Consider the following 11,006-nt stretch of genomic DNA (forward strand, 5'->3'; position numbering starts at 1 on the left):
CAACACGTGCAACGCAAAGTCACGCCTCACGTAGCGTGGCGCCACAAAAATATGGGAGCATTCTCCCTTGTTTCTTCAGCCGGCCGTGGTTCGGCGCCGGCTGCCAAGGGAAAGGATCCCGATCTCGACATCCTGGGGTGGCACCGTCCGCTGGCGGCTGCCGACGTCGAAAAGTCCTCTGTTTTTTATACAAACATCCGTGAATGTTTGTATAATCGTCCGCTTCATGATGTCCGCACTGTCTTCTCGTCCGCACTGGGGCTGCGCTCCGGCCGCCGGACCCGCAAGGCTTTCGTGATCCAGGGATTTCGATTACGTCCGGCCCTTCGCCGCGACGTCATATGCCTAGAGGAATGCTATGCAACGCAAAAGACGCTCCCCTTATCTGCTAGGCGCGGTATCGCTGGCGACCTTGCTCGCGTTGTCGGCTTGCAGCAAAGGAAACGGTAGCGCACAGCAGGGCGCGGGTGCGCCTCCTCCCATGGAGATCGGCACCATTACCGTCCAGCCCGCGAAAGAGGTCATCGTCAACGAGCTGCCCGGACGCGTGGAAGCCACGCGGATCGCGGAAGTGCGGGCGCGGGTTCCCGGCATCGTCCTGCAACGGGCTTTTCGAGAAGGGTCCGACGTCAAGGCCGGACAATTGCTGTTCAAGATCGACCCAGCGCCGTTCCAGGCTGACTACAACAGCGCCAAGGCGAACCTCGAGCGGGACGAAGCGAATTTGTACCAGGCGCGCATGCTCGCCGAGCGCTACGAGCCGCTGGTCAAGGCAAACGCCATCAGCAAGCAGGAATACGACAATGCCGTGGCGGCTTACAAGCAGGCGCAAGCCGCCGTGTCGGCAAGCAAGGCTGCGCTCGACCGCGCGAAGCTCAACCTCGACTATGCAACCGTCACGGCTCCCATATCGGGTCGCATCGGCCGCGCGCTGGTGACGGAAGGCGCCTTGGTCGGGCAGGGAGAAGTGACGCCGCTTGCCGTCATCCAACGCCTGGATCCCATCTACGTCAACTTTACCCAGTCCGTGACCCAGCTGATGCAACTGCGAGCGGCGTTCGACAGCGGCAAGATCAAGCAGGTCGCGCCCAATGAGGCGCGCGTCTCGCTCCTGCTCGACGACGGTTCGCAATATCCGCTAACGGGCAGGCTGCTGTTTTCTGACGTGACGGTTGACCAGAGCACGGGCCAGGTGACCCTGCGCGCGGAATTTCCCAATCCCAAGAGCGTGCTGCTGCCCGGCATGTATGTGCGGGTACGCGTCGAGCAAGGCATAGACGAGGCGGCGATTACCGTGCCGCAGCAAGCGGTGCAGCGGGGCGCCAATGGCGACGCAGCGGTCTACGTGGTGGGCGCCGATAACAAAGTCGAAACGCGGCCCATCCAGACCGGCGCCGCGGTGGGCGACCGCTGGGTCGTGACGAAGGGGCTTGCGCCCAATGACGTCGTCATCGTGGAGGGCTTCCAGAAGATTCGCCCGGGCGCGCAGGTCAAGCCCGTTCCCTGGAAGGCTGCCTCGGGCGCCCCGGCTTCGGGGGCACAGCCAGCGACGGCTCAAGGCAGTAGCAAGCCGTGATGGGTACGGCGTCCGGAGCAATGTGGGCCCCGGGCGAGCGGGCCGGTGAGCTCCGTCCCCGTCGGGGCGGGGCGTGTCTTGCGCCATTGATGTCGAGCCGGGTCCAGCCGGGCCGCCAGAAGCTTCTCTAAGAGAGTCACCAGACATGTCGCAATTTTTTATTAACAGGCCGATTTTTGCCTGGGTGGTCGCGCTGTTCATCATCCTGGCGGGCGTCCTGGCCATTCCGAATCTGCCCGTGTCGCAGTACCCGGCGGTGGCGCCTCCGGTCATCACCGTCTCGGCGACCTATCCCGGCGCGTCCGCGGAAACGATCTCTCAGTCCATCACCGCACTGATCGAGGACGAGCTCAACGGTGCCCCGGGCATGTTGTATTTCGAGTCGCAGAGCAATTACGGCCGCGCCGAGATCAACATTACCTTCGCGCCGGGCACCAACCCGGACTTGGCGGCGGTGGAAGTCCAGAACCGCGTCAAGCGCGTGGAGTCGCGCTTGCCCCAGACCGTGCTGCAGCAGGGCCTGCGGATCGAGAAGGCCAGCACCAACTTCCTGCTGGTGGTGACGCTTTCGTCCGAGAGCGGCCAGACCGACGCCGTCGGGCTGGGCGACTACCTGACACGCAACGTGCTCAGCGAGATCCGCCGCATCCCCGGCGTGGGCCGCGCACAGCTGTTCGCGTCGCAGCGCGCCATGCGGGTGTGGATCGACCCGGCCAAGCTGGTGGGGTACAAGCTCTCTGCGGCCGACGTGAATGCGGCGATCGCGGGCCAGAACGTGCAATTGCCCGCGGGCGCGATCGGCGACCAGCCCAACTTGCCCAACCAGCAGATCAACGCGTCGATTACCGTGCGCGGGCAGCTTGCCACGCCCGAAGAGTTTGGCAACATCATCCTGCGCGCGAACCCGGACGGCTCGACCGTGCGCCTGCGGGACGTCGCTCGTATCGAGGTCGGTGCCGAGACCTACATGTTCTCCTCGCGCCTGAATGGCAAGCCGACGGCAGCCGTCGCGGTGCAGCTTGCGCCCGGCGCCAACGCGCTGTCGGCGGCCGAGGGCGTCAGGAACAAGATGGAGGAGCTCGCGGCCTATTTCCCGCCCGATTACAAGTACGACATCCCGTACGACACCTCGCCTTTCGTGAAGGCGTCGATCGAGAAGGTGCTCCACACCCTGGTCGAAGCCATGGTGCTGGTGTTCCTGGTGATGTTCCTGTTCCTGCAGAATTTCCGCTACACGTTGATTCCATCCATCGTGGTGCCGATTGCCCTGATGGGGTCGTTCGCGTGCATGTACGCCGCGGGATTCTCTATCAACGTGCTGACCATGTTCGGCATGGTGCTCGTGATCGGTATCCTGGTGGACGACGCCATCGTGGTGGTGGAGAACGTGGAGCGGATCATGGTCGAGGAAGGCCTGCCGCCTAAGGAAGCCACCATCAAGGCCATGGGGCAGATCAGCGGGGCCATCATCGGCATTACCCTGGTGCTGACGGCGGTGTTCCTGCCCCTGGCTTTCATGAGCGGATCGGTAGGCGTGATTTACCGCCAGTTCTCCCTGGCCATGGCAACGTCGATCCTGTTCTCAGGCTTCCTGGCATTGTCTCTGACGCCTGCCCTGTGCGCGACGCTGCTCAAGCCCATCCCCAAAGGGGCCCATCTCGAGAAGAAGGGCTTCTTCGGATGGTTCAACCGCAGCTTCAACCGCACCGCGGATGCCTACCAGAACTGGGTCGGGCGCATCCTGGGCAGGACCGGACGCTACATGCTCCTTTATGTGGCCATCCTGGCGGTACTGGCCTATACCTTCGTGCGCCTGCCGTCTTCGTTCCTCCCGGCCGAAGACCAGGGTTACGTGATCACTGATGTCCAGACGCCGCCGGGTGCCTCGTCCAACCGCACGCTCGCGGCCGTCGAGGCCATGGAGGAGCATTACCGCTCGCGTCCGTCGGTGAAGTCCATCATCACCATCATGGGCTTTAGCTTCTCCGGCATGGGCCAGAACGCCGCGCTGTCGTTCGCCACGCTCAAGGACTGGTCCGAGCGCGGCCCGGATGAGTCGGCCCAAGCCGAGGCCTCGCGCGCCAACGGATCCTTCTTCGCCCGGATCAAGGACGCTATGGTGTTCTCGATCGTGCCGCCCGCCATTCCCGAACTCGGCAACGCGACCGGCTTCACCTTCCGCCTGCAAGACCGCGGCGGCCTCGGCCACAACGCGCTGCGGGATGCCCGCGACCAGTTGCTGGCAGCGGTGGCCCAGAGCCCGGTGATCGCGTACGCACGCGTCGAAGGCCTGGAAGATGCGCCGCAACTGCGGCTGTTGATTGACCGGGACAAGGCGAATGCCCTGGGCGTGTCGTTCGAGTCCATTCGGTCCGCGTTGTCCACCTCGATCGGCTCGGCCGTGATCAACGATTTCATCAACGCGGGCCGGGTGCAGCGGGTGGTCGTCCAAGCCGAGGCCGAAAGCCGGATGACCCCTGACGACTTGCTGCGCCTTTATGCCGCCAATTCGAGAGGGGAGCTGGTGCCGTTCTCCGCATTCGCCACCTCAGAGTGGGACAAGGGGCCGGTACAGGTCATCCGCTACAACGGGTATCCCGCGTACAAGATCTCGGGTGACGCCAAGCCAGGCTTCAGCACCGGGGATGCCATGGCCGAGATGGAGCGGTTGGTGCGCGATTTGCCCCCGGGCATCGGTTACGAGTGGACCGGGCAGTCGCTGCAAGAGCGGGTGTCGGGCGCGCAAGTGCCCATCCTGCTGACCTTGTCGCTGTTGGTGGTCTTCCTCGTGCTCGCGGCGCTTTACGAGAGCTGGTCGATTCCGTTCTCGGTGATCCTCGTGGTTCCGCTCGGGATCCTCGGGGCTGTGCTGGCCGTCACCCTGGTTGGCATGCCCAACGACGTGTTCTTCAAGGTGGGGCTGATCACCATCATCGGCCTGTCGGCCAAGAACGCGATTCTGATCGTGGAGTTCGCCAAGGACCTCTACGCCCAGGGCAAGGGGCTGGCCGAAGCCACCATCGAGGCGGCCCGGCTGCGCTTCCGTCCCATCATCATGACCTCGCTGGCGTTCATTTTGGGCGTCCTGCCGCTCGCCATCGCGACTGGGGCGAGTTCGGGCGCCCAGCGCGCCATCGGCACGGGCGTGATGGGAGGCATGATCTCCGCCACTTTGTTGGCGGTGTTCCTGGTGCCGGTGTTCTTCGTGGTAGTGCTCAAGCTGTTCAAGACCAGGCCTGAATCGCTGCACGTCATGGGTCATCATGACGATCAACCGAAGGCGGCCGATGCAGGCGCGGCGGGAGCAGTCAAGCATGAAGGAAATTGATATGAAGGGACTTTCACGCGTGCTGCGTTTGCTGCCCGGCCAGGAGGCCGGGGCGGCAGGGTCGGTCCGTGGAGCCAGCCTGCGCAGGACACTCGTGTCTGCGGCGGTCGCTGCATTGGTGGGCGGATGCTCGATGATCCCGGCCTATGAACGGCCCGCTGCGCCGGTCGCGCCGGATTTCTCCGCGCACGGAGCCCCCGCGGCGGCCGGCTCGCAGCCAGCCGCGGCTGACATTGGATGGCGGCAGTTTTTCGCAGACGAGAGGCTGCAGCGGCTGATCGAGTTGGCGCTGGAAAACAATCGCGACCTACGCGTGGCGGTGCTCAATATCGAGGCAGCGCGGGCACAGTACGGCGTGATCCGCGCAGACCAAGTGCCGGGCGTCAATGCCAATGCCGCTGGCACGCGCCAGCGCACGCCCGCGGATCTTTCGCCCTCGCGCCAGCAGACCGTGGGCAGCCAGTATCAGGTGAACCTCGGGGTGACGGCCTTCGAGCTGGACTTGTTCGGCCGCGTCAGGAGCCTGAGCGCGGCGGCCTTGGCGCAGTACTTGGCGAGCGAGGAAGCGCGGCGTGCCACGCAGATCAGCCTCGTCGCGCAGCTTGCCAATGCCTACCTGAACGAGCGTGCGAGCGACGAGCTCTATTCCCTCGCGCAGCGTACGCTCAAGACGCGCCAGGAATCGTATGAGCTGATCAAGATTCGGTATGACGCGGGAACGGCTTCGGAGCTGGAGCTGCAACAGGCGGAGTCGCTGGTGCAAAGCGCGCTCTCGGAGCTGGCGATCGCCGAGCGCAACCGGGCCCAGGCCACCAATGCGATCGTGCTCATGATTGGGCAGCCCTTGCCGGCCGATCTCCCTCCGCCCCGCCCGTTGGATGCGCAATCGCTATTGGCGGACGTACCGGTGGGCCTGACCTCGGATGTCATCGAGCGGCGTCCGGACATTCGCGCCGCCGAGCAGCAGCTGCGCGCGGCGAATGCGAACATCGGCGCCGCGCGGGCGGCCTTCTTCCCCCGCATTGCGCTGACGGGCGCGTTCGGCACGGCCAGCAGCCAGCTGTCCGGCCTGTTCGACAGTGGGTCGCTGGCATGGAGCTTCACGCCCCAGATCAGCCTGCCGCTCTTCGACGGCGGCCGCAATCGAGCCAATCTCGATTTGGCGGAGGCCCGCAAGAATATTGCGGTGGCCCAATACGAGCAGGCCATCCAGACGGCCTTCCGCGAAGTGGCTGACGCGCTCGACGCCAAGGGGGCGTTCGACCGCCAGATCCAGGCGCAGGAGCAGCTCGTGAATGCATCCCGCCGAAGCGTCGAACTGTCGGATTTGCGCTACAAGAATGGCGTGGACAGCTACCTGCAGGTGCTCGATGCCCAACGACAGCTGTTTACGGCTGAGCAAGGCTTGTTACAGGCGCGCACGCAGCGCTTGAACAATTTGGTGGCCCTGTACAAATCGCTGGGCGGCGGATGGGAAGAACATTCCGTCGTGTCGTCGAGCGCGACCAGCGCTACCGCCCAATAAGTACAAAGGGGTGCAGATCGCTGCACCCCTTTCATTTCGCTTCGAAATCTCCATGGGGGCATGGCCCGCATGGAGATTTTTTTCGCCCGGGACGACCAAAAACAAAGGGCGTCTCCCGGTAACGGGGACGCCCTCGGATGACGCGCGCCACGGTGCTCAGCCGTTGGCGTATTGAACGTTGTAGCGGCGTGCGGCGCGCTTGAGGTCGGCGATGAGGTCAAAGACCTGGACGGCGGCATTGCGCACGGCTTCGAACGGACGGGGTTGGTCGACCTCGTTGGCCAGTTCGTCGCGAATCAGTTGGCGTTCGAGGGTATCGGTCAATTTGGCGTCTTGAACGTATTTCATGGTGGATTCCTCTCTCTGGGTTGGCTAGGTGGTATCACCTAGGGGATAACCCTATATTAGGGGAAACCCCAGGACAGTGCAAGCCTTTTTGTCTCATAGGCGGAAAAAGCGACAGAATGTTGTTGCAGCGCATCATCTTTCTCTCGGCCTGTTCCCAAGCTTGACGGGTCGACGAGGGATGAAATAGGGGGCGGCGGAGGGCAGCGGCGCAGCCGCAGGGTGATATGGGGCTGGCGGGCCATCCGGGCAGGATAGGGAGCAGACGAACGGACGCCTCCCTTTGCTGGCGGAAGAAACGAGGAAAGGAAGGGGTAGCAGGCGGCGAAGGCCGCCTTTCCGGGTTAGCGGCGGAAACTGCCTTGGACCAGCCGGAAGCCGAATAGGCGGCATTCCAGGGCGCCGTTGTGGACCGGCGTGCGCCGGAACGGGTCCAGGCGCAGCTTCCTCGGGAGGTCGAAGTCGTTGGTGATGACGTGGAGCTGCCAGCCGCCGAACTCCCGTTTCAACGTGGTCGCCCATTCCGACCACAGTTGGTCGTCTTGTTCAAGGCCTAGCCGCTCGCCGTAGGGAGGGTTGGTGACCAGCCAGCCGGCACGTTCGTCCAGGGGGCAGGTGTCCCGCGCGTCGGCGACTTCGAAGTAGACCGCGTCTTCCGTGAGGCCGGCGCGGCGGGCGTTTTCGCGGGCAGCTTCGATGGCGCGCGGGTCGATGTCGGCGCCGGCCAGCTGCATGGGCAATTCCGGCAGGATCCGGCTGCGGGCGTCGTCCTTCAGGTCGCGCCAGCGGCGTTCCGGGTGGTCGCGCAGCCTTTCGAAGCCGAAGGGGCGGGAGATGCCAGGCGGAACATTGAGCGCCTTGAGGGCGGCTTCGATCAGGATCGTGCCACTGCCGCAGAACGGGTCGATGAGCGGTACGTCTGCCGTCCAGCCCGAGAGCGCGAGCAAGCCGGCGGCCAGGTTCTCGCGCAGCGGCGCTTCTCCCTTGTCCAGGCGCCAGCCGCGCTTGAACAGCGATTCCCCAGACGTGTCGAGGTAAAGCGTGGCGCTCGTTTCGTCCAAGAAGGCATGGACGCGGGCGCCCGGCCGCACGGTGTCAATGCTGGGACGCTCGCCCTCCAGTTCCCGCAGCCTGTCACAGATGCCGTCTTTGACCCGCAGGTTGCAGAATTGCAGGCTCTTCATGGGGCTGCGCACGGCCGAGGTGTCGACGCGCAAGGTGCATTCCGCGCCGAACCAGCGTTCCCAGGGGGTAGACCGGGCGAGCTCGAGCAAGTCATTTTCGTCGTGCACGGTTTCCTGGGCAACGCGGACCAGTATCCGGGTAGCCAGCCGTGACTCGAGATTTGCGCGCATCATGCCCGACCAGTCTGCCGAGAAGTGCGCCCCGGCCCGGCCGGGGCTGACATCGTCGAATCCCAGGGCGCGCAGCTCGTCGGCCAGGGCCTCTTCCAGCCCTTGTGGGCAGGGCGCGAACATGGCAAAGGTTTCGGCCCGAGGCGGCGCGGGCACACGGCGCCCCGCATCCGCCAAGGCCTCCAAGCGCCCTGGTCCGGGGCGTTCCCGGCGCGGGACGGCCTCGACGCTGCGCCCGGACTGGTTGGGCCGGGTGGTAGGCACCGCTTGGGCCGCCTTGCCGGCACGCGGCGGGCGAGCGCCCGAGGGATGGTCGCCTGCATCACGAGATCGCCGCCCGGGCGGTTTGGCCGGGACAGCGTGCTCGTCCGGACGTTTGGGCCCGCGCCGACCGGACTCGCGTTCCGGCTCGGCGGGCGAGAGCTTGCCGCTTTCGAGCGCAGCCCGGGCCACCCGGTGGGCGCGCGGGCCCGAGCGGGTGCGCCGGTCGGCATTGCGTCCGTCGCCGGCAGGGGGGCGCAACGCGCCAGCGGGGAGGGATAGCGTCTTGGTCTTGCGCTCGGGGGTATCGGACAAGGTCGGAACGGTTAGAAAGGTTTGACGACAACGAAGATCGTGGCCGCGAGCAGCAGCAGCACGGGGATTTCGTTGAACCAGCGATAGAACGTATGGGACCGCGTGTTGCGCCCGGCTTCGAATTTGCGCAGCAGGCTGCCGCAAGCGTGGTGATAGCCTATCACCAGCAGGACGACGGCAAGCTTGGCATGCATCCAGCCGTTGCCCGGACCCATGCCGATACCGTAACCCAGATAAAGCCATAGCCCCAGCAACACGGCGGGTACCGCCAGCATGGTCATGAAGCGGAATAGCCGCCGCGCCATGCCCAGGAGCCGGGCGATGGCCGCCTCGTTCGTTTCCTGGGCCAGGTTCACGAAGATGCGGGGCAAGTAAAACAACCCTGCAAACCAGGAGGCGACGAATACGATATGGAAAGCTTTCACCCACAACATGAGCGGTTCCTCGTCAGTTCAAAAACAGCTTGCGCGGCATCGCGGCAGCGTAACAGGGATCGGGGAGGCAGGCCATGTGTGCCCGGGGCGACCGGTTAGCCGCGCGTCTGGCCGTCGCCGGTCAGCACCCACTTGAGGGTCGTCAGTCCTTCCAGCCCAACGGGCCCTCGCGCGTGCAGCTTGTTGGTCGAGATGCCGATTTCGGCGCCCAATCCGTATTCATACCCGTCGGCAAAGCAAGTGGGGAGGTTGACGTAGACGGAGCTGGAGTCCACTTCGCGCTGGAAGCGGCGAGCCGCCGCCAGACTCTCTGTCACGATGGCGTCGGTGTGTTGCGAACCGTAGGTTTCGATATGGTGGATCGCCTGCCCAATGTCGTCGACAATTTTCACTGAGAGAATGGGGGCCAGGTACTCGGTGGCCCAGTCCTCCTCGCTGGCGGGCACGGCCTCGGGGACGATGGCCCGCGTGCGCTCGCAACCCCGCAATTCGACTCCGTGCTCGATGAAGGCGCGGCTCATGGGGGGCAGGAAGGCGGGCGCGACGTCCGCATGCACCAGGAGCGTCTCCATTGCGCCGCAGATGCCGTACCGGTAGGTCTTGGCGTTGAACGCGATGGCCTGGGCCTTGGCGAGGTCGGCGTCGCGGTCCACGTATACGTGGCAGATACCGTCCAGGTGCTTGATCACGGGCACCTTGGCCTCTTCGGACAGTCGCTTGATGAGTCCCTTTCCTCCGCGCGGAACGATGACGTCCACGTACTCTGTCATGGTCGCGAGCTTGCCCACGGCGGCACGGTCTGTGGTTTCGACCACCTGCACGGCGTCGGCCGGCAGGCCGGCCGCCTCCAGGCCGGCGCGCACGATGAGCCCGAGCGCCGTGTTCGAATGGATGGCTTCGGAGCCTCCACGGAGGATCGCGGCATTGCCGGATTTCAGGCAGAGCGCCGCGGCGTCGATCGTGACGTTGGGGCGCGACTCGTAGACGATGGCGATGACGCCAAGCGGTACGCGCATGCGGGCCACCTGCATGCCGTTCGGGCGCAGCCGGGTCTCGGTCAGTTCGCCGACGGGGTCTGGCATCGCGGCGATCTGCTCCAGGCCAGCCGCCATCAGGGCCAGGGCTTTGTCCGACAGGGTCAAGCGGTCGATCAACGCGGGCTCCAACCCATTGCGCTTGGCCGCTTCCAGGTCTTTGGCGTTTTCCGCCTGCAGCCAATCCTTGCGTTCCCGCAGGCGCTCGGCCATGGCCCGGAGCGCAGCCGATTTCGTGCGGTCGTCCGCGCGCGCGACCTGGCGGGCGGCCTTGCGGGCCCGGGCGCCCAATTGACGCATGGTGTCGTCGAGTGTGTGAGTATCCATTCCAAATGCGAAAAAAATGGGCCGTGCCTCAGGCCGCGAGCCTGAGCGCAAGGCGCGTGAGTTCGTGCCATGGGTCTGGCAAGCGCCCCGGTACGCGCAAGCCTTTGATGATTTTGTCCACTTCGTGGGCGTGGTGGACGGCAGCGGTCCATGCCTGGGGCGGAATGCGCTTGAGCGCCTGATGGGCCAGTTGCTCGTGCGTGCCAAAGAAGCGCAGCGTCCGCATTAGGGCCGGTACGCTTTGACCCTGCTGGGCGGCCTGTGAAAGTCGGGCCAGCAGCCGGATCTCTTCGCCCACCGCCCACAATACGAGCGGCAGCGCTTCGCCCTCCGCGCGCAAGCCCTCGATCAGCCTGACGATGCGCTGGGCATCTCCAGCCAGCATTGCGTCGCGCAGCTTGAATACGTCGTAGCGCGCGACGTTCATGACCGCTTCCTGCACCTGTTCCAGCGTCAGGGCGCCTTCAGGATAGAGCAGGCCCAGCTTGAGGATTTCCTGGTGCGCG

The 11,006-nt window shown here is 65.0% G+C and carries 8 protein-coding genes; 3 read left to right on the forward strand and 5 right to left on the reverse strand.

Going from position 1 to position 11,006, the window contains the following annotated elements; all coding sequences use genetic code 11:
• Positions 1–358 precede the first annotated feature (358 nt).
• The 3 genes from IRZ12_RS10960 to adeC all read left to right on the forward strand — a co-directional run bounded on the left by IRZ12_RS10960 (position 359) and on the right by adeC (position 6,429).
• Complete coding sequence (locus IRZ12_RS10960; RefSeq protein ID WP_296468301.1) at positions 359–1,576, forward strand: efflux RND transporter periplasmic adaptor subunit; 1,218 nt, start codon at positions 359–361, stop codon at positions 1,574–1,576.
• 145 nt (positions 1,577–1,721) lie between these two features.
• On the forward strand, positions 1,722–4,904 hold the full coding sequence (locus IRZ12_RS10965; protein ID WP_296468303.1) for an efflux RND transporter permease subunit: 3,183 nt from the start codon (positions 1,722–1,724) through the stop codon (positions 4,902–4,904).
• A gap of 1 nt (position 4,905) precedes the next feature.
• Positions 4,906–6,429: an AdeC/AdeK/OprM family multidrug efflux complex outer membrane factor gene (adeC, locus tag IRZ12_RS10970; RefSeq protein ID WP_296468305.1), complete on the forward strand. Its 1,524-nt coding sequence runs from the start codon at positions 4,906–4,908 to the stop codon at positions 6,427–6,429.
• Between the two features lie 156 nt (positions 6,430–6,585).
• Here the strand turns inward: adeC and IRZ12_RS10975 are convergent, their stop codons facing one another.
• The 5 genes from IRZ12_RS10975 to holA all read right to left on the reverse strand — a co-directional run.
• The gene (locus IRZ12_RS10975) at positions 6,586–6,777 is read right to left on the reverse strand and encodes a hypothetical protein (RefSeq protein WP_296468307.1); all 192 of its coding nucleotides are present in this window, start codon (positions 6,775–6,777) and stop codon (positions 6,586–6,588) included.
• Between the two features lie 341 nt (positions 6,778–7,118).
• On the reverse strand, positions 7,119–8,651 hold the full coding sequence (locus IRZ12_RS10980) for a THUMP domain-containing protein (RefSeq protein ID WP_296468314.1): 1,533 nt from the start codon (positions 8,649–8,651) through the stop codon (positions 7,119–7,121).
• Between the two features lie 65 nt (positions 8,652–8,716).
• Complete coding sequence (locus IRZ12_RS10985; protein WP_296468309.1) at positions 8,717–9,139, reverse strand: CopD family protein; 423 nt, start codon at positions 9,137–9,139, stop codon at positions 8,717–8,719.
• Positions 9,140–9,234: 95 nt separating this feature from the next.
• On the reverse strand, positions 9,235–10,500 hold the full coding sequence (locus tag IRZ12_RS10990) for a glutamate-5-semialdehyde dehydrogenase (protein ID WP_296468311.1): 1,266 nt from the start codon (positions 10,498–10,500) through the stop codon (positions 9,235–9,237).
• A gap of 28 nt (positions 10,501–10,528) precedes the next feature.
• Positions 10,529–11,006, reverse strand: a 478-nt coding sequence (gene holA / locus IRZ12_RS10995; RefSeq protein WP_296468313.1) for a DNA polymerase III subunit delta, incomplete at its 5' end; no start/stop codon positions are given.

This window comes from Pigmentiphaga sp. (genome assembly GCF_019689535.1).
Classification (GTDB): domain Bacteria; phylum Pseudomonadota; class Gammaproteobacteria; order Burkholderiales; family Burkholderiaceae_B; genus Pigmentiphaga.